Source organism: Acetobacter thailandicus, assembly GCF_011516655.1.
Classification (GTDB): Bacteria; Pseudomonadota; Alphaproteobacteria; order Acetobacterales; family Acetobacteraceae; genus Acetobacter; species Acetobacter thailandicus.
Genome location: NZ_WOSV01000003.1, coordinates 366717 through 387615 on the forward strand (window position 1 = coordinate 366717; position 20899 = coordinate 387615).

Sequence of the window (20899 nt, forward strand, 5' to 3'; positions counted from 1 at the left end):
TGCAGTGCCGTAAATATATTCTGTAAAACTATACTGTTCATTTAATTATCCGCTTCAGGCAAAGCATCTTCTATTTCTGTTTTGCCTGCAAAAAATACAGATTCGCGCTCTGATAACTGACCGGTCAGAGATAAAAATGCATCTTCAAGCGTCTGACCTTTTGCGTGACTGATCACATCAGAGACAGAACCGGCTGCTATAATTTTACCCTGATTAATCACAGCCACTGTATCTGCAAAACGCTCTACCTCATCGAGGTAATGTGTTGTCAGAAAAACTGTCAGATTTTGTGTTTTTTTAAGAAAATGAAGATGGTCCCACAATAATCTCCGACTTTGCGGATCAAGCCCCAGTGTCGGCTCATCAAGAAAAATAAGCACCGGCTGATGCAGCAAAGCACGAGCCAGTTCAACCCGTCGTTTAAGCCCGCCTGAAAGTTTTTCGACAATAACACGCTGATGGGACGTAATGTTAAACAGCTCAAGAACTTCAGCTATTCTTCTTTTACGCTCACTGCGCGGTATTTGATAAAAAGAGCAGTGCATCCATAAATTTTCATACACTGTGGCAGTCTGATCAAGCGTACAATCCTGAAACACAACACCGAAGCGCCGTCTGACTTCATAAGCCTGACGTGCAACATCCATCCCGTCTATTTTAATCACCCCTTTATCAGGCGGCAATAATGTTGTGAGCATTTTAATAGTCGTGGTTTTGCCTGCGCCATTTGGCCCAAGGAAAGCAAAAACCTCGCCAGCTTTCACACTAAAACTGATATCGTTAACAGCACGCTTCTTGCCGTATTCTTTAACGACATTCTGCACACTGATCATGTCTGATGCCTGAAATGCCGCAGTCTCTTTCATAAGCCGGCGGGCTCCGCCTGTTTTTTTTCTTTTGTCTTAACCGGAGTTTCCCTGAACATACCCCATTTATCCAGCGTATCAATTGCTGCCTGAATACCATCCTCTGAGCGAATTTCTTCCCCCAGAATTTTAGCAGCTTTAAGGAAACGTGACCCCTGCGCCATATGAATAACATCGGCAAGCTGCTCAGATGTCAGAGTTTTCCGGTCAAGCATAACAGGATTAATCCCTATTTCGTGCATACGCCACCTCCAGAAAAACTGATCTGCTACGAATGGCAACAAAATTTGTGGAATACCGGCACGAGCCGCTGCCGCCACAGTGCCTGCACCACCGTGATGCACGGCGAGTGAAACCCGAGGGAAAAGCCAGTCATGCGGCACACTGTCTACAAAAAAGATCCTCTCATCAGCAGAGACTAACTGGTTTTTAGCTAAAGCTCCCCAGCCTGTAGCCACAACGGCTCTGCGCCCGGATTTACGTATTGCGTCAAGTATTTTACGTGTAAATTCTTCAGAACGGCCGGTTCTCATACTGCCAAAACCAACATAAATTGGCTTATCGTTGCCGCTCTCAAGAAAAGCAACGAGATCTGCAGGCGCTATCCATGCATCTGCCTGGTCGTAAAACCAGTTACCAGTCACTGCTATTCGGTCAGAACGCCAGTCAGAAGGCTGAGGCAGCAGATACCTGCTGTAGGCATACAAAATATATCTGTTGCCTGAATCCCCATATTCTGAAGACCATGGCCCCATCCATGAAAACTGCTCCAGGCCCAGCTCCTTACGAATGATAGAAGCCGGGTTAGCCAGAACACGCCACACGATCAGCCTTACAAGATGCCCCAGCAAAAAATTAACAATTCCGGGCATACGTTTTTTCGGTGAAGGCCACAGGGGGGGAATCTCTTTGCTCGGCGTCAGTGGCATAAACTGCGTCTGAACAAAAGGGATACCACGTTTCTCTGACAAAGAGGCACCAAGCACAGTGCCAGAGCCAGAGCCAATAATCAGATCTGCACCTTCTGTCGCTTCCCAGCCCTGCTGTGCCCACAAAGGCATCCAGGTTGTCATAACCTGAGATACCTTTTTACCAATCGTGAAGGGATGCCCTTCATCAAGTGCAGCATGCTCTTTAGCCATCAGCTCAGCAAAGTCAGACCGCAGGGGGGCATGCGTAAGGCCTGAAGTTTCAATCAGCTCCTTATGATTGTCAGATGTCGCAATAACGATGTCATGGCCTTTTTCCTTAAGCCTGCGCCCCAGCGCTACGAAAGGACGCGCATCACCCTGAGTTCCAATTGTAATGATAACAATTTTCATTATTTTACCTCATGAGCACAGCGTGAATCAGACGGGCTTAATGGAAAACCATATGGCAACCCCCCGCCCTCATCTCTGCTATTCTTTAGATAATCATTTAAAATAAAAGAAATTTTTTCAATATTTCCGGTTTTAAGCATATCCTGATGTCGCGCTGCCTGCTCGCAGACCATTACCCGCCCGGATGTATAATTTTTCCACTGCTCAGGGTTGTCGAACCTTACGCCCTCAGAGGCATCTCCTCCCTTTGCCGCGGCACGAATAAACAGAATATCTGTATCAGATTTACATGGTATATATTTCTGCAACATCGCCATATTACGCAATGTAACCTGGAGAAATACCTTAGCCAGATTTCTCTGATCTTTCTGACCATAGACTGCGCTTTGAGGAATCTGAGAAATATCAATCCCTTCAAGAAAGAGAGCGGCAACCTCTTCAGCAGTTTTTGGTTCAGGCCTGTCAGGATCTGTCCTGATATCAAGAAACTGTAATGCCAGACGGACATTTTCTTCAGAGGCAAGAGTAATATTACGGTGTGATTCTTCAAAAGGATAAGAATCAAGCATAGCAAGCATCTGAATCTGCTCGCCTCTTGCTCTCAGCTGTGCACTCAGCCCATGAGCGATTACACCTCCCATCGACCAGCCTACAAAGCAATACGGTCCATGCGGATGAATTTTTAAAATTTCATCGAGGTAAATATCTATCAGTTCTTCAACTGTTTCGGGGCTGTTCTCATTAAGCAATAACCCGGCATCCTGCAGGGCATAAACCGGATGTTCAGACGGTAAGAGTGCCACAAGCTCTTTAAAACTCCAGCTTATACCCAGAACCGGATGAATACAGAAAACCGGAGCTCCCTCACCTTGCGGACGTAAAGGCAGCACAACAGAAAGCGGGTCAGCGGCCTCACCTTTACCAGCAAGGAACGGAGCCAGAGCAACAACTGTCGCTTCAGTAAAAATTTGCCCGACAGGCAGTTCGTATCCCAGCTCAGACAGTCTTGCGACCATCTGCAACACCATAAGGCTATCCCCACCCAGACTGAAGAAGCTGGTATGAATATCAACTTCTGTAACGTGAAGGAGCTCTGCCCATATATCTGCCAGTATTTTCTCTTCATGCGTGCGGGGCAAAACTTTTTCGGAAAAAATTTCTTCTTTCGGTGTCAGAGCCTTCAGCATACGCCGGTCAAGCTTACCGGCACTTGTCCGTGGTAAATGATCAACATACACAATGCGCCCGGGGACCATCTGCGCAGGCAGTTTTTCACTTATCTGCCGACGTATCACAACCGAATCATGCTGATCTGCCACCAGACAGGCAACCAGCACTGTCGTCATATCATCAGCTGATTTTTCAGCCAGAACAGCCGCCTGCCTGACGCCAGGCAATTGCATAAGAACACTTTCGACCTCTCCGGTCTCAATACGCATGCCTCTGATCTTTACCTGATCATCAGCGCGCCCTGACAGCCAGACCAGACCATCGGCTGTACGGACGGCTCTGTCACCTGTGCGATATGCCCGCTCGCCTGAAGGAGCGACAATGAAACGCTCCTGCGTCAGGTCAGGGCGGTTCAGATACCCTGTTGCCACCCCTGCACCGGCAATGAGCAATTCGCCTGTTACACCGTCAGGCAGCGCGTTACCGTCGCGGTTCACTATAAACAGGCTGGTATTGGCCAGAGGCCGCCCCACTGGCGGGTTAGCACAGCTCTCAGCTGTTAACCTGTATGCTGTTGACCAGATCGTTGTCTCTGTCGGACCATAAACATTGAACACAGCGCGGCTATTAGCAAACAGTTCAGATGCAAGCCCGGGAGAAAGAGCCTCCCCCCCAGTTAACAACGTCAGGCCACATAAAGCTGAAGTAAGACCACTACCGGTAAATGTTTTATATAATGTTGGTGTAGCCTGAAGGAATGTCACACCACAGAGATGAATTTTTTGTACCATCATGTGCGGATTACGTACATCCGCATGTGTTGCCACCACGACGCAACCACCAGCCACCACAGGCATCAGCAACTCAAGAACAGAAATATCAAACGTCAGCCCGGTTACTGCAAGCAGTCGGTCATTCTTTGTGAAATCAACTGTTTCTGTCATTGATAATAGTAAATTATACAGTGCAGAACATGGCACAACCACTCCTTTGGGGCGTCCTGTCGTACCGGATGTAAAACTTACATAAGCTGTCTGTGGCGGCACGCTGAATGCCGCACCGGATAAATCTGTTATCGGTAACTCTTCTTTTTTATCCAAACTCAGAACCAGAACAGCGTACCCATCAAACCATGATGTCAATGCATGGTCGCCAATAATCACCAGCGCCGGATTAGCCTCTTCAAGTATGACTGCGGCTCGCCCCCGGGGGCTTTCAGTATCAATTGCCACCCACGCGCAACCGGCTTTAAGAATAGCCAGAAGAGCAATAACCATCCGCCTGTCACGAGGCAGTGCCACAGCAACCAGGTGACCAGGAGCAAGGCCCGCTGCCTTCAGACGTTTGGCAAGATGTTCAGCCTCCTCATACAAAAAACGTGAGGACACTGTCCCATCACAGTCAATAAGAGCAGACTCATGCCCTTTCCTGTCTAAAGACTGCATAAGGAGAGAGGCGGCATCATTGTCAGGCCACAGCCGCACCGCTGCTTCTTCCTCCGCGGCATGAAGCGCTTCTTCCTCCGCGGAAACAAGCGTAACAGAACTGATACACTGCCCAGGCCGCTCAAGAATCTTATTAACCATCAGGCGAATACGCTCCAGATGGGCATCAAGCTCTTCTGCAGTGTATAAAGCAGGGTTCGCATCAGCCTGAATGACCAGCCCTCTGCCATCCTGCCGGTCAAATACAAAAAAGGTCAGATCCTGCATTGAGCCATTACTGATATTGCGATTACGGGCCACACACTCACCAAAAGCAAGCCTGTAGTTAAATGGCTCAATATTAATACCCAGACGGGTTATATGCTGCCCGGTCTCAAGCAGACCAAGAGTACGACGAAGCTCCTCGTAGCGAAAAAGCTGATGCCTGAGCGCACGCATCATCACACTACGTGACTGCTGCACGAGGTCAGAGAAAGTAATACCTTCATCAAAATGGAAACGCAGTACGATCCCGTTTGCCACCATACCGGGTGTTTTACGCAATATGCGGTTAACACGCGCACTGACAGGCATGCCGACAACAAGATCATTCTGCTCTGTCACCAGAAAAATATAAGCCGCGAGCAACGCAGTCAGCGTCTGCGGTAAAGACCCGCCATACGCTTTGCCAACTTCGGTAATACGCTCCACACTTTCGGCTGACAAAGAAATTTCGCGAGCCAGCTCGCCACCATTCTCGCCGGTAAGCGGCTTATGCGGACGAACAGACAAAGACACGGGCTCAGGCAGATCTGTCAGCTCACGCCGCCAGTATTCCTTATCCGCTTCATAGCGACGTGATTCGCCATAAATACGCTCCTGCTCTGACAAAATCTCTGGTGAATTATACTCTGATAACCCGGGCTCGCGCCCCTCAGCACGGGCGGAATAAACCTGTGCCACACGTGCAGCAACCAGCCCGCCGGTAAACCCGTCGAGGACGATGTGATGGCCACAATGAAACCAGACATAACGCTGATGACCAAGCCTGATCAGAGCATTTTTCCACAAAGACTGGGTTGTAATATCAGTCGGTTTACGGGTTTCTTTCTGCATCCAGTCCCAGGCAGAAGTATCAGGATCCGGATAATTACTCATATCAATAAGAGGAAAAGTGACGTCGTCACTGATAAAAGTAAGATATAAATTTTCGCTGTCAGAGAAAATACGCGACCGTAAAATCGCTATTTCATGTCGCACTTCATACAAAGAACGAAGAAACAATTCTTCATCAATATCTCCGTCAAGATAAAGCGCCTCTGCAATATTAAATGATGAACCAGGAGGCGCAATGTACTGGGCCATCCATAGCCCGCGCTGCGCCGTCGTAATAGGAAGTAAATCCGGTAACTCTTTTCTGCTCATAACGCCCTCTGAAGACCACACCAGCGACCCGAAACCCACATAACTAAAACCACGTTTATTTCTTCTTTTTCATAAATAACTTTATATTAACCATGACAGCTATAATCTTATTGAGTATCAACACATCATTAAGACTTTTATCATTGAATCACATCAAAAATAGAAAAAAACTTTATTATAAGAGATAATTTTTATATTTATAAAATAAAAAAGCCTTTTCATTTTTCTATAACAAACAGAACATTCAAAAAATTTTGCCTCTGAGATTCGGTTTTTCGGATAACATAAAGTTAACAAAATTACAAATTTGAATCTTTATAATTATAAAGATTTATCATTTTACGTTAACCATTACGCTCTGAGTGCGACACCATAAAAGGGCACGACAGAGCCAGCTGAATAGCAGCCCGGGCTAATCGCGATTGCAGGTACATCCCACGCCGGAACGATATAAACTATCCGCGAACTAAGTTCTGAGATCTGCCTTATTGGCACCTCCGATTCAGCCTCCTGATAATATTATGAATTACCCCAATACTTACTTTATCAAAATGGGCATATACTACTCATGGTAATAACAGAAACGCACAAATATGCAAATATTAATTTTTTATATAAGTATTAATTTTTTAAAAACCAGAAACCATGACAACTAATACTTTATTTAATTTGAAAACTCTAAAAGGGAGACGCTTATCTATGAGCGTAGTTCTGTAATGTCGTGCAGCATGACCTCGGCGTCCGGCACGCCAATCACATCCCTGCCCCTTGCCTCATCTTGCACACGGCGTGCCCCGCGTGGATGACCGGCGTGTTCTGAGCGGGATCGTTTATGTGATCCGCAACGGGCTTCAGTGGAAAGATGCTCCCAACCGCAGCCCGAGCGCACAAGACCTTATATAATCGCTTCATCCGGTGGAGCCGCCTGGGTGTCTTTGACAGGATCTTTAAAACCCTGGCAGAACAGGGGGGCCGTTCGAAGCGCCTGATGATCGATGCGACGCATCTCAAAGCACACAGAACGGCAGCGTCCCTTCTCAAAAAGGGGCTTTTCCCCGCCATACCGGACGCACAAAAGACGGTCTGAACTCAAAACTGCATGCCATGTGCGACGATCAGGGGCGATCTGTTCGCCTGCATCTGACTGCAGGACAGGTCAGTGACTTCAAAGGCGCAGACGTGCTGCAGGCAGATCTCCCCGACAAGACAGAAGAAATCATCGGGGACAGGGGCTATGACAGCAACAGGATCAGGTTATTGCCTGCAGAACGCACTATCACAGCCTGTATTCCGCCGAAAAAGAACCGGAAATCAAAGCCACCTTACGACTGGCATCTGTATAAAAAGCGTCACCTGATCGAAAACATGTTCGCAAAGCTCAAAGACTGGCGACGGGTGGCAACACGATACGACCGCTGCGCTCATGCCTTCATGTCCGCAATCCATATCGCCGCAAGCTTCATCTTCTATCTCAAAGAATGAGTCCTGAACCTAGCGATCTTATACGGCGATTCCGTCCTTTTCTCAGGTTCCTGTACACTCTCAGTACAGGGGCAGACATCGGCATATACCACAAAGAAAAACCTGAAAATCTCAGCTATTACCAATGCAGGTGGCAATTCTGTTGATCTGAAAATGAGTGACTGGGTTCAGACCAGCAAGATAGACCTGAAGGCATTCGGGGCATTTCCTGCCTATGGTAGCACTTATTACTCAGGCATTGTTCTAGACAGGACAATGATCCGGGATACGCTAAGTTACAGAACATGGGCAGCTATCAGAAAATCAGGGGGCTGGTAAAAACCCGGCTACATGGCTGGGGTATAACAGCGTCAGACTGGGATTACTCCTACCCAAAGAAACCGAAAGAAACCGAAAGAAACCGGCTTAGAAAGGCTTGTATCCTATATCGCAGATTGTCAGTCGGGCAAAGCCTCTCTCGCAGATTTTGAAAGCTATGCGAATAAGCAATCCTGGCTTGACTATCTGCTGTTTATTGAGCTGGCAGCCTCTCAGGACAGCATGATTAACAATCTGTTTCTGGAATCATGGGATGGCGGGAGTATCTGGCACATCATGGCGTATGATATGGATGAAACATTCGGTATCATATGGAATTATACGCCAGCTCAGGTTCAGCCTGGGGTTATAGGGTGGATAACAAACTATAATGCAGCATGGACTATGCTGCGTGAATATTTTGCAGATGATTTAGCTGCGAAATGGAAATATTTGCGTGATAATAACGTGATTTCATCTGATACGCTCGACAAAACAATCCGCAGGCTCACAGGCACGATTTCAACTGACGATTTCACTGCGGATGTTACTGCCTGGGGAACAAACAGCCTGTCGACCTATGGCTTTCTCATTACGTGGATACAGGGACGCATTGCCAGGCTCGATGAACAGTGGGGCTATAACGCGTCATAACAGCGCATGACGAACGAAACCGCCTGAAAGGGCGGCTTCTTATTTCTGGACTAAAAAAATATAACGGAAGAACAGAGCGGGGGTTCTGCCCCTGCATCTGACGAGGATCTGCGCCGCTCTCAGGCTGATCAGCGCGATCAACCATACCAAATCCGGCACTGGCCCGACTTCTGACACAACGCTAAGGATAAATAAGGAGGCATTAATGTTTGCCAGATAAATATTTAATATTTTCAGATGAACATATGCCGACGATATCAGATTTTAAAAAACTAATAAAATCATTGGCGTCCCGTACGGGATTCGAACCCGTGTTGCCGCCGTGAGAGGGCAAAAAAAGTTTAATTCTATCCATTCCTTATTCTCCTAAATGGTTCAAACTACATATTATTATATCCTCTGATATCACTGTTTGTCACGTGTCTTCACTTACAAAGTGGCGCAGAAATGGCGCAAGAATGGCGCAGACTGGCTTAGAGCCTATAATAATGATATCTTTGGCAAATGTCTGATGTTCCTTTTTTGTTCAAGTTAACCCCTGCTGTGCTGAATTATGAGTCAGCGGCGGCTTACCTTGGCATTAGTCCAGGTAGGCTTAGGAACCTGATGTGGCTAGGCATTGGTCCTAAAAAGATATCATACGGGAAGAGAGACGTAAGATTCAGGGTTCAAGACCTGAATGAGTTCATAGCCTCTAAGGCGGAACAATTCCCGAACAACGAAGGGATTAAGAGACCGAGAGGTAGACCCAGAAAGGTGCCTATGCCTTCCGTCTACGATATGGATGGCGGGGATGTGAGGTGGTTCTTTGAGGTTCAGGATACTTTGAAATTAATGGACCAAATTACATATTGGGATATCTTCTGGCGTATCACCTACTCATCATCGTTTGCCTGTTTGGTCTTAATTATCTTTATGTATTTTTATAAGAGGAATGAAAAACGTGGTTCCGACTATTAATTCATTACTTTCTCAGTCTGGTGGAGGAATTATTGTAGCTATATTGTTCGCTATTTTTCACGTCAGTTATACAAGCCTAGTTAAGCGTGGAGAAAATAAAGAAAATGAAGAACGCAAGAGCGAACTTCAGAAAAACATTGAAGAAATAAAGGGAGAAATATCAAAAAATACAGAAACACATAAAATAATAACAGGTCGATCTTTGGACCGGGAAATAAAATACAATCAAAAAGAGTACGAGGGCTTATCTGAATGTTGGTTAAATATGAGGAGCGCCTTTGAATTAGCAAATAAAATTGCTAACGAACCGTCAATGCTTCCTAATGTGAATGCATATGATGAGCATCAATTAGAATCATATCTAAATACTTTAAACATAAGTGATGATGACAAAAAAATAATACAACATTCTAGTAAAAAGAGTGCAGAATTGTTTTATATACTTTTGCATATGAATATAGAGAAAATAAAAAATACAAGTAATGATTTTTTAAATTCTTTATATAAGTACCAAATATTCATAGAGGATGATATTTATGAAAAGTTTTACGATTTGTTTCGGATTTTAGATGCTATTATCGTTTGGAAACGCCAAATATACAATCAATACTGTTCAGAGGAAACTAAAGAGGAGGCGAGAAGTAATATAAAAGCGCATTTAGGAGAAGGGGCCAAAAAGAAAATGTCTGTTCTTCTTGAGGAAATAAAAGAAAAAATCAAAAAATAATTTTGTAATTTTATGTTTCTGATATATTATATAAAAATACCTTCGTAAGCGTTAACTTACGAAGGATTTAAAAACTTAATTTGGATGCGCTAGGAACACATTCAAACAATTTACACTGAACATTTTTAGATTAAAGCATATAAAGTATTTAGTCAACAAAAACGTTAAATGTTTGAATAATTTTTAGCCATTCTCAAAATGGAGAAAATTATGAAAGCATTAGACTTAATAAAATTGCCAAATTGGCACAATAAAAATGATAAGATTATTGATAAATCCTTGAAGCAATCTTGCGAGATTGCACCGCATCTTAAAAACCTTGCAAATAATCTTATCATCAATATGCCTCGAATGGTTCGAGCTTCTCAAAATCTGAAATCAATCAGCATTGAGAAATCAAGCCATCTTTTCAGGCTTGATAATGCTATTAGTCTGCCTTGGATATCGTTCAACACAGATAAAGCCATTAACTGCCTGTTGCTGGATATAGACCATGACGAAGGCTTGGCTATGTGGGAAGACCTCCCAGACAACATAAAGCCCCACCTTGTCATTGACCCTTGGAGTGGCAGAAGTCTTGCCATTATCCAGCTTGCTACACCCGTGCTCACGGGAGAGGGGGCAAGGCTCGGACCACAATTTTTAGCAAATCTTGCTCATGAAATGATGGCTTCCTATTTTGAAGCCACAGCTTTGCCACACAGCAACGTTGTTAAGAATCCTTGGGGGTTATCGAGCAACATCATCGGAACGCTATCCAGACGCTCACAGCAACCTTCTACTGGCATACTATGGGATACACACCAGCAGATTAATCCTGAACTCTGCTGGCATACGGTTCCAGGAAAATATGAGATTGAATTACGTGATATCATCGACGTATTTAAATCTTACTATGAAAATTATGCTCCAAAAAGCACAAAGAGAAAATTCATCAACAGAGGTGAGCCTTCATCTCTTGGTAAAAATTGCCTGATATTCGATTTGTTGAGGTTCTGGTGTTATGACCACAATGAGTCATCTTTTCAGGCAATTTATCAGAAATGTATCGATTTAGATTTTCAAGAGAATACCAATCTTCCAAAATCTGATATTAAATCCATTTCAAAATCCATATCCAAATTTATGAACACCAGATTTAACCCGCGCACAAACCTAGATTCCAGAAGAGGAATTATGGGTTTGAAGGGCTCTCCTCTGAATAAAGAAGAACGCCAAAGAGTGAGTGCGAGACGTACACACTCCATTCAAAACGATAGGAGAGACGCAAAAATTAAATGGGGATTGGAAAATTTTCCAAAGGATAAAAAATTATCTCAAAGGGTTTTTTCAAAAATATCAGGATTATCTTTAAAAACAGTAGAAAGAAACTGGGAAAATATCAAAAATATGGCAGGTTAAAAACTGCCGTCATATGGTGCCCTATCAGGTATTACAGATTTTAAAAAAATCAGAGATGGGAATCTTAGTCAAATCTAAAGGAATCCTACATCTTTAAAATTGGAATCCTATATTAACCCATAGTCACCAAAAATTTTTTCGCCGAGCCTATTAACTGCGTTGAAGGGTCACTTTGACCAACAATAAGCCATTTATGGCGCTACGCAGTTCCCCTTCCTCAAATTACATGAGGAAGGGGTTAGGGGATGGTTTTGTTCTTGCGCAAGCATTTTTTGAATGCTACGCGAAACATTTAAATATTATTCTGTTAGAGCGATAATAAAAACGATATAACTTTTAAATATTTTTTAAGTTAGAAAAGGATAAAATCACGCTGCATTTTAATAAATTATTTTTTCTATAAAAAGTAATGTATTTTAATTACATGTTATTATATTTTTATTCTGTTTTTCTCTCTCTATTATTATAATTATTATACATTCTTTTTATAATAGCCAGTCATGGGAGGCGTTGCCCCCCAACTGGCAAGGGGCTCTGCCCCGTTGACCCCGAAGAATGGAGAAACAAGGAGGAAAGGAAAATGGCGACAGCACAAAGAGACAGATTTTTTATAAAATTAAATCCTGATGAAAAGGCAAAATGGAAGAAACACGCTGAAGAAATTGGATATAATAATATTTCTTCCATGTTGCGAGAAATGGTTCGTGAAAGCATTGCCAGCGGAACAACTGGAAATGAATTAAAGGACGAACTTCTAAAAATCAGGCGTGAGATTTCAGCAATTGGCAATAATATTAACCAAATTGCGAAGCACTCAAACCAGACAAAAACAGCACACGACATTCCTGATTTGTCCAAAATTAAAAAAAATATTGCACGAGTTGTTCAGGTAATGAGGGGCAGAATTGATAATTAAAGGCGGGGCTGTTTCGTGCAAATCTGGCACATCAAAGACAGCATCCCATATTTTTGAAGGACCAACCAACGAGCAAATAGAAGCTCTTCAGGGCAACCCTGAAGACATGAAAGACATGCTAAACGACGCACGTCAGCAGGGCTTAAAATATGCTTTTGAGCACTTTAAAATCTCTCCTGAAAAAGAGATTACCAGAGCCGAGGCTTATAAAGACTTTCAAGCAATCGCTGATGAATACGGCTTTAGTCTTTCTGATTCTGTGATTGTTGAACATCGCAAAGCCCGCCAGAATGACGAAAACAGCCCTATACACTGGCACATGATAGCGCCTTATCTGAATCCAGAGACAGGCAAAGCTGTTGATTTGAAAAATAATTTTGCCAGAAATGAGAAGCTTTCACGCTTATCAGAAATCAGAACAGGGCAAACTTTAATCAAAGGTCAACATAATGAAGCGGTGTTTTACACCCTTCAAAAAGAAGGAAAAATATCAGAAGCCAACCAGGTTAAGCACCTAATGGAAGGAGATTTGCCACTTCCATCATATAGCCAAGATAGCCACCAAAAAGCAGGAAGAAGAGGAATTAATCTACCAGAAGAAAAGAATAATATCAAAGAGATATATAAATTATGCGATGGGATAAAGTCATTTAAGAGTGCTTTGGAAGAAAAAGGTTACTCTATAAAAGAGGGAAATAAAAAAGATACATATATTATAGAAAAGGATGGTTTGTTGATTGGTTCAGCAAATCGTTTGCTTTCTATGAAAAAAGAAATATTTAAAGAGGAGTTTAAAAATGCAACAACAACAAGGAAAAAACTTAGGTTCGGAAGCGATAAGCAAGAAGCCAACAATTCAGCAAGCGACATACAGCCAAGCCAAGAAATCAGCACTCAACACATCCCAGATAATAGAACTTCTGACAGAGCAGCCGGCAGAAGAATCACCGATTCAGCAAATCCTGGAACTACTCCAGGACATTCAAAGTCAGCAAAAAGCACTGCTCAAAACATCCGAGCAAACAGCAAAAATACTTCATACGCTGTTGCAAAAGCTCGCATAAATTCTTCTGCTGGCGTTGCTTCCGTAAAAGTTGAAAGTGATGACAAAACAGCTTCAGCCGCTGGAATTAGAGCAGGAAATGCTGTTATTGAAGAATGGAAAAATCTCGAAAGATTAAATGAAGAAATTGATGAATTTTTTCAAAATCTTGAAAAGATGAATAAATTAAATAAGATTTCAAAAGAAAGATTTCTTAAAAAATCAGCACTGAAAAATGTAAATTCTTCCTTAAAAGAAAAATATGATGTTTTGAAAAATAGACCGAAGGTAAGAAGCTGGAAAGATATTAAATACGATTTAGAAAATAAACCGTTTCAAGATTATTTAAAATCTAAAAAAGAAAAAGAGCAATGCGAAGAAAAAATAAAAATTCTTGAAAAGAAAAAATATGGAATGTTTAAATCTTTCAATAAAGAATATAAAAAATATATTAAAACATTAGAAGAATTAAAAGAATTACTTACAGAATTATGCAGTAAAGAAAATAATTTATCAGACAAATATGACATTAAATTAAGAATTTCTTATGACGAAGCAAAAAGCGAACAAGATAAACAAAAAAGAGATCAGGAAGATTATGACAAGAAACATGATATTGAAAAAACAAGAGATGATTTTGCAAAATTGAAAAATATTAAAGAAGATATTTTAAACAATGATAAAGATATAATTGAAGATGTTCATAAAAACGGCCCTGAAAATGAGCTTAAAAAACGCCAAGAAGAAGAACAGAAACAATTAGAAGAATTACACGAGAAACAGAAAAAAGAAGCCGAGAAAACGGCAAAGCTTTCACAAGCACGAACAAATGCTATGTTGAAAAAAATGGATGGTTCAAAAAAATCACAAGAAGAACTTGAAGCCGAAGAACTCAACACACTCGGCTTTAAGCCTTGATTTCATTAGACAAAACTCCCCCTACCCCCCTCTCGCGTGCTTCGAGAGGGGGAACTTCGTAGCGCAACAAGTTGCTTTGTATTGGGCACAGAGCCCATCACTCTTCTTTATATGCAATCCTCAATATTTTTTCTTGTTCTTCTGCAAAATTAGCCAAGTCTTCGAGGATAGGTTGGTAGTATCTGTCCAGAGATTTTAAATCTCTGTGACCCGTGACGCGACACAAGTCCAACGGATTGGTGAAGATTTTAGCCAATCTTGAAGTTGCTTCATGGCGCAAATCATGGAAGGTCAGGTCTTTTAATCCTGCTTTTTTAACATAACGACCATATCGAACAGAAAAAGCATCCTCGGTTCCAACATTAAAAATTTTGTCTGTTGGCTTTGGTTCATGTTCATAAGAGGCAAGCTTTTCAATCAGGAGGCGACGAGCCCCAGGCATCAAAGGGCGCTTTTCTGGTCCATGTTCTTCTCTATGTTTCTCGTTTTTCGTTCGAGCTAGTGAGATTGTCTTGCCATCAAGGTCAATATCACACCAACGAAGAGATAAGGACTCACCACGTCTACAAGCCTGCTCAATCGACCATTTCACAAGCCAGATATCATCAAGACAGACAGAATCCGCCATGCATTCAATCAGGCGATTATATTCCGATTTTTCTGCATTAACGTCATTAAGCCGACGATTCCGCTTCTTGTCCGCGCCTGCTGGACGCTTGACGATTCTACCCGAGGCAGGATTTTGAGTTAGCGGGATATCCCACTCGCTAATAGCGTGCTGAATGATTGAGGCTAACAGATTGAGCCGTTTGACGCACGTAGAAGGGGCTAGCCCAGATTCAAGCATTCTGTCCCGAAATTTCCGAACATCTCCCGAGTTCAGCTTTGAGAGCCTTGTTTGTGCAATCTCATCGCGCAGGATGGCAGGAACGTGTCCAATCCTGTCAGTGGTCCTATTCTGCATATTGTCATCACGAAAACGTGATACTAACGATTCAACAGTATGTTTGTCTAGTGGGGACGTATCTCGAAAGAGTCCCAATTCAGCTTCGGCGGATTTCTCATTAATCCAGCGTTTGGCGATAGCAGCGGACTCAAAAGTCTTAATGACACGTTTGCCATCTATCTGCTTGCGAGCCTGATACTGTTTTGGGGCTCGATAGTAGATTCCCTTTGGTAGGGTTCTGCCTGTTGCAGGGTCTCGATTCTCAGGTTTTGAAGTTGCTTCAGACATATCTTTCACCCCTACCATTTTTACAGGAGTGGCGCAGAAATGGCGTGAATAATCTGATTTTTAAGCCTGATTTCTTGGAAAACCCAATAAAATCAATGGTGTCCCGTACGGGATTTGAACCCGTGTTGCCGCCGTGAGAGGGCGGTGTCCTGGGCCCCTAGACGAACGGGACTAAAGGCAGCTCTGATTTAAAAGAGCACCCACAAAAAGGCAAGAGGCAAATGATGATAAAAATTTGCCCCTTTAAACAATATGTTATAACATAACATTCTTTGGTCAGTTATGTATCTCAACTCTTTATAAAACTGAAAGTGTTTCTGGCATGCGGAAATCCGCGCTTTTGTATTCCTGCCTGCTCATAACGACTGACATCCTGTGGATGACAGGCGCCGCAAAAAGTCAGCCTGCACAGCTGACACCTTCTTTTCACCCACTCTGCGAAACACAAAAAACATGTAAGAAAACAAGCAAAAAGCCTGAGACTGTAACAAAAAAAATCAGTAAAGATCAGCACTCTGAGTATGTTACTGTTACAGCCCACCTTGACCAGGCACGCTCTGAACTACAGCCCGACACCGGCGCAACGGTTTATAAGTTTAGCCGCAAAGCACTGGAAACCATTCCTGGTGGTGATAACGCACCACTCAACCAGGTCTTGTTGCAGGCACCGGGCGTTGCACAGGACAGCTATGGTCAGATTCACGTACGCGGCGACCATAACTCCGTTCAGTTCAGACTGGACGGCGTACAGCTACCCGAAGGTCTGAGTGTCTTTGGACAGACACTGATGACCCGCTTTGCAAACAACATGTCACTGACTACAGGCGCTCTCCCCAGTGAATTTGGCTTTAACCAGGCCGGGGTGATCGACATTACAACGAAAAACGGCAGAACAAACTCAGGCGGTAATGTTTCCATTTATGGCGGCGCGCGTGACTATTTCTTCCCCTCCGTGCAATATGGTGGTCATTCAGGAAAGTGGGATTACTTCGCGACGGCTGACTTCGTGCATAACCGGGTTGGTATTGAAAACACCACACGCTCCTTCAACGCGATCCATGATCTGACCAACCAGTATCATTTTCTGGGACACCTGAGATACACGCCTGACAGCACAACACGTATCAGCCTTATTGCCGGGGTATCAAACGCTGAATACCAGCTCCCCAACAACCCCGGCCAGCAAACCCAGTTTGCCAACCCGGACTATAGCAGCAGTAACCTCGCCTCACAGTTACGCGGCAGCACAGACAGCAGCAACCTGGATGAACACCAGAAAGAGATAACTGACTTCGCCATTCTCTCTTTACAAAAAGATATTGGTGCTTTTTCTCTGCAAAGTTCAGCATTCACAAGTTACAGCAGCCTGCGTTACTCTCCTGATCCGCTGGGAGACCTCGTATTTAATGGTATTTCTCAGCGAGCAGCACGCTCTGTTTTCAACAGCGGCACGCAGCATGATGTGACCTGGCATGCCGCTCCTCAGCACACCATACGCTTCGGCTTTCAGATTTTTGCAGGCCGTTCAGTTTCAAAAACAGATTCTAAAGTATTCAGAGCAACCCGAACAGATGCTGACGGAAGCCCTGTTTACTCCTCCTCTCCTTCCACCATTTATGATGGCAGTGGCAAAACAGGCATTCAGTATGGCCTGTATCTTCAGGATGAATGGACCCCCCTTAAAAATCTGACTATCAATTACGGTATGCGTTTTGATGGCATGAGTTTTTATTCGAGTGCGACACAGTTCAGCCCGCGCCTGAACATTGTATGGAAACCATGGCGCGGCGGTGTACTCCATGCCGGGTATTCACGCTACTTCACCCCCCCGCCGGCTGAAAATGTCAGCTCCCTCTCTGTTGAGAAATTTGCCGGAACCAGTGGTGCCTCGCCTGGCATCCTGAATAATGCCGTCAAAGCTGAGCGAGACCATTATTTCGATGCAGGATTTGAACAAACTATTCTGCCAGGCTGGCGCGTTTCATTTGATGCTTACTATAAAATAGCACATAATCTGATTGATGACGGGCAGTTTGGTGCGCCTATTATTCTGAGCAGCTTTAACTATCGCCGCGGACAGGTCAACGGCTACGAGGTCAGCACCTCCTATACCAGAGGCGCACTGTCTCTTTATGGTAATTTTGCATGGTCACGCGCCATTGGCAAAGACATTACCAGCGCCCAGTTTAATTTTGACCCTGATGACCTTGCCTATATACGCAGCCGCTGGATTCATCTGGATCATGACCAGCGCTGGACAGCGTCTGCCGGCGCTTCATACACTTTCTTCAGTCACGGCTGGCACCCTCTGCTGCTTAGCTCAAGCATGGTATATGGAAGCGGGTTAAGAGCTGACGGAGCAACTGTACCGAACGGTGTTTCTTTGCCACAATATGTCACTTTTAATTTCTCAGCCGTGCAAACACTTAAAAACCTGTTTGGCTACCGGTTTGCAGGCAATACGCAGATAAGGCTTGATGTTTTAAATCTGTTTGACAAAACCTATATGCTGCGCGACGGGAGTGGCATTGGCGTTGGCGCACCTCAATATGGTCTGCGCCGTACTATTCTTACAGGAATTTCTCAAAACTTCTAAAATATAAAAGAACGTTTATTTGTGTTTGTTTTTTATTTTTCAAAAACAAACACAAATATTTAGAATATATAAATACATATACAATCAAAAACAAATAAAAATAATAATTTAAATAAAAATAATAATTTAAATAAAAATAATAATAAATATAAGTAAAAAACAAAAATTTATATAAGTATAAATACATATTAAAATTAAAAATATTATTTTTATTATTTTCTTAACACGACCAGAAAATTAAAAGAAATCATAAGCTTGTATTAAATAGAATTATATGACACATTCTAGCCCGCTGTAAAAAACGCCAGCGAAAAAAGCCTGTAAACATTTTTCATAAACGAAATAAAGCAGAAAAAACCGTGAATAATCAAGATATTAAACAACAGATCATCTCACCTGGGAATGACCTCGGCCAGAGAATGAAAATTCTTCGCAAAGCTTCAGGCATGACACAGCAGCAGGTTGCAGATTCCCTTGGTGTATCCCGCCCTGCTATCGCTTTCTGGGAAACCGGACGGGAAGGCAGTGCTCGCAAACATATTCCCAAACTTGCTGAACTTTTTGGTGTTGACCCGGAGATTTTTTTAACCGGCCATACGCAGATCGACATTCCGCTTGTTGTCTCTCCTGATGAGCATGACATGATTGGTCTGTACCGTATGCTTGATGCATCACGCAAAGTATCTGCTCAGAAATGGCTGGAAAGACAGGTTAAGACGCAACAGAAAAACCTGGAAAAGCTGACCTGAAAAATAATACACCAGTCAGGATTATGACATTATATTTAAGCCGCAACATCCAGTATTATAACAATAAAAAATTACACTTGCGATATATACAGCCGATTTACTTACCCCTCTCTGAAAGAGGCAGATTTCGGCTGTTTTCACATAGAATTTAAGAAAAATTTCTATTCTGCAGTGCCGTAACCGGGTACGAAGCCAGGTCAAGCAATGCATCAAGGTCAATAAAATGTTCCAGATGGTCCGCCAGACTATTCAGAGCATCTTCGACTATCATGTCATGATGCGCTATTTTCTGAAAACCATCTTCCTGTTCATACCAAAAACCACCTGGCGTAAAATCTGCACCTCCGGCACGTGATAAAAGCGCCATACGGCCATCCCTGCCACCAAAAATACCATGAAGATAAGTACCATAAACCTGTCCGCTGGCTGAAACGGCTCCTTCAGGTTGTCCGTCAAGCTCAAGCAAAGGACGACGACAACCAGCACCATCTGTTTCACCCAGATGCATCTCGTAGCCCGAGACGCTGGCCTGCATACCACTCACAATACCTTTTTTCTCAACAAGATGTTTAGATTCTGTCAGCACTGTTTCCACATCAAGCAGCCCCAGCCCTGCAACTGTCTCAACATCCCCCTCAACGCCTTTCGGATCGGCAATATGGTGGCCCAGCATCTGATACCCGCCACAAATACCCATCACATGCCCGCCACGGGCGAGATGGTCCTGCAAATCATGCTCCCAGCCCTCTGAACGGAACACCATAAGGTCAGACAAACTCCCTTTAGAACCGGGCAAAATTACGAGATCACACTCAGGCAAACGTGTCCCAGGTCTGACCATTATCAGATCAACAGCAGGCTCTGCACGCAGAGGATCCAGATCATCAAAATTTGCAATAAGAGGGAGCAAAGGCACAACCACTCTTAAACGGGGAACAGTATAACCCTCTCCGTCGCCTTCCTCAGTGTAGATATCCTCTCTGCTCTGATCCGTATTCAGATCAGAAGCATCTTCAGCAGGCAGATAACGCACAGCAGGCAGATCAGGTACAAGCCCGAGAGCGGCCCAGCCTGTGTGCCCGCAAATGACTTCCATGCCGTCATAAAACAGCGAAGTATCTCCGCGCATTTTATTGACAATAAAGCCTTTAATTAGCGCAGCATCCTCCGGAGCAATCACAACCTGTGTCCCCACGAGGCTTGCAATTACGCCTCCCCTGTCTATATCGCCAACCAGAACAACCGGCGCCTGCACGGCCTGCGCAAAACCCATATTGGCAATATCAGTCATCCGCAAATTCACTTCGGATGCAGATCCTGCACCTTCAACCAGGACAAGATCAGCCTGCGCTGCCAACTTCCAAAAGCTTTTCAGCACCTCAGGCATCAGCCGGTCTTTACGGGACTGATACTGACGCGCTTCTACTGTTTCAAGCACATGCCCATGCACAACAAGCTGCGCGCCTGTCTCCCCCTGAGGCTTGAGCAAAACCGGGTTCATATCCACTTCGGGCTGAACACCACACGCCAGCGCCTGAAGGGCCTGCGCCCGCCCTATTTCTCCGCCATCTGCCGTCACGGCTGCATTATTCGACATATTTTGCGGTTTAAAGGGCAAAACTTTCAGCCCACGGCGGGTAAAAGCCCGTGCCAGACCAGCCAGTAATGTTGATTTTCCAACCCCTGACCCTGTTCCCTGAATCATCAGAACACGCG

General features: G+C 43.9%; 13 protein-coding genes, 2 tRNA genes and 1 pseudogene. 9 read left to right on the plus strand and 7 right to left on the minus strand.

Annotated elements, in window-relative coordinates:
- Positions 1-41 precede the first annotated feature (41 nt).
- From GOB58_RS06735 to GOB58_RS06745, 3 genes are read right to left on the minus strand one after another with little or no spacing between them, the layout of a single operon-like run.
- A complete protein-coding gene (locus GOB58_RS06735; RefSeq protein ID WP_086555089.1) occupies positions 42-866 on the minus strand; it encodes an ABC transporter ATP-binding protein in 825 nt (274 codons plus the stop codon).
- On the minus strand, positions 863-2188 hold the full coding sequence (locus tag GOB58_RS06740) for a glycosyltransferase (RefSeq protein ID WP_173559668.1): 1326 nt from the start codon (positions 2186-2188) through the stop codon (positions 863-865). Before GOB58_RS06740 ends, GOB58_RS06735 begins: the two co-directional genes overlap by 4 nt.
- On the minus strand, positions 2188-6207 hold the full coding sequence (locus tag GOB58_RS06745) for an amino acid adenylation domain-containing protein (protein ID WP_173559669.1): 4020 nt from the start codon (positions 6205-6207) through the stop codon (positions 2188-2190). Before GOB58_RS06745 ends, GOB58_RS06740 begins: the two co-directional genes overlap by 1 nt.
- Before the next feature lie 768 nt (positions 6208-6975).
- Here GOB58_RS06745 and GOB58_RS13340 point away from each other — a divergent pair.
- Positions 6976-7689 (plus strand): annotated as a pseudogene (locus GOB58_RS13340) (IS5 family transposase).
- Positions 7690-8049: 360 nt separating this feature from the next.
- Complete coding sequence (locus tag GOB58_RS06755; protein WP_173559724.1) at positions 8050-8640, plus strand: CotH kinase family protein; 591 nt, start codon at positions 8050-8052, stop codon at positions 8638-8640.
- Positions 8641-8925: 285 nt separating this feature from the next.
- Here GOB58_RS06755 and GOB58_RS06760 read toward each other — a convergent pair.
- A tRNA-Glu gene (locus tag GOB58_RS06760) sits at positions 8926-9001 on the minus strand.
- 143 nt (positions 9002-9144) lie between these two features.
- On the opposite strand from GOB58_RS06760, the gene GOB58_RS06765 reads away from it, so the two are divergent.
- From GOB58_RS06765 to GOB58_RS06785, 5 genes are all read left to right on the plus strand, one after another.
- Positions 9145-9600, plus strand: a complete 456-nt coding sequence (locus GOB58_RS06765) for a helix-turn-helix transcriptional regulator (RefSeq protein ID WP_173559670.1) — start codon at positions 9145-9147, stop codon at positions 9598-9600.
- A complete protein-coding gene (locus GOB58_RS06770) occupies positions 9584-10327 on the plus strand; it encodes a hypothetical protein (protein WP_173559671.1) in 744 nt (247 codons plus the stop codon). Before GOB58_RS06765 ends, GOB58_RS06770 begins: the two co-directional genes overlap by 17 nt.
- A 210-nt stretch (positions 10328-10537) precedes the next feature.
- On the plus strand, positions 10538-11728 hold the full coding sequence (locus tag GOB58_RS06775) for a replication initiation protein (protein ID WP_173559672.1): 1191 nt from the start codon (positions 10538-10540) through the stop codon (positions 11726-11728).
- 580 nt (positions 11729-12308) lie between these two features.
- The gene (gene mobC, locus GOB58_RS06780; protein WP_173559673.1) at positions 12309-12644 is read left to right on the plus strand and encodes a plasmid mobilization relaxosome protein MobC; all 336 of its coding nucleotides are present in this window, start codon (positions 12309-12311) and stop codon (positions 12642-12644) included.
- Positions 12634-14604, plus strand: a complete 1971-nt coding sequence (locus GOB58_RS06785; RefSeq protein ID WP_173559674.1) for a hypothetical protein — start codon at positions 12634-12636, stop codon at positions 14602-14604. The genes mobC and GOB58_RS06785 overlap by 11 nt, the downstream gene beginning before the upstream one ends.
- Before the next feature lie 97 nt (positions 14605-14701).
- On the opposite strand, the gene GOB58_RS06790 is transcribed toward GOB58_RS06785, so the two are convergent.
- Positions 14702-15838, minus strand: a complete 1137-nt coding sequence (locus GOB58_RS06790; protein WP_173559675.1) for a tyrosine-type recombinase/integrase — start codon at positions 15836-15838, stop codon at positions 14702-14704.
- A 96-nt stretch (positions 15839-15934) separates the two neighbouring features.
- A tRNA-Glu gene (locus tag GOB58_RS06795) sits at positions 15935-16010 on the minus strand.
- Positions 16011-16217: 207 nt separating this feature from the next.
- On the opposite strand from GOB58_RS06795, the gene GOB58_RS06800 reads away from it, so the two are divergent.
- Entirely contained in the window at positions 16218-18434 is a 2217-nt protein-coding gene (locus GOB58_RS06800) for a TonB-dependent receptor (RefSeq protein WP_173559725.1), read from the plus strand.
- A 359-nt stretch (positions 18435-18793) separates the two neighbouring features.
- Positions 18794-19183, plus strand: a complete 390-nt coding sequence (locus GOB58_RS06805; protein WP_265792879.1) for a helix-turn-helix domain-containing protein — start codon at positions 18794-18796, stop codon at positions 19181-19183.
- A 148-nt stretch (positions 19184-19331) separates the two neighbouring features.
- On the opposite strand, the gene GOB58_RS06810 is transcribed toward GOB58_RS06805, so the two are convergent.
- Positions 19332-20888 carry a cobyric acid synthase gene (locus GOB58_RS06810; RefSeq protein WP_173559726.1) on the minus strand — a complete coding sequence of 519 codons (1557 nt, stop codon included), beginning with the start codon at positions 20886-20888 and terminating at the stop codon, positions 19332-19334.
- Between the last annotated feature and the right edge of the window lie 11 nt (positions 20889-20899).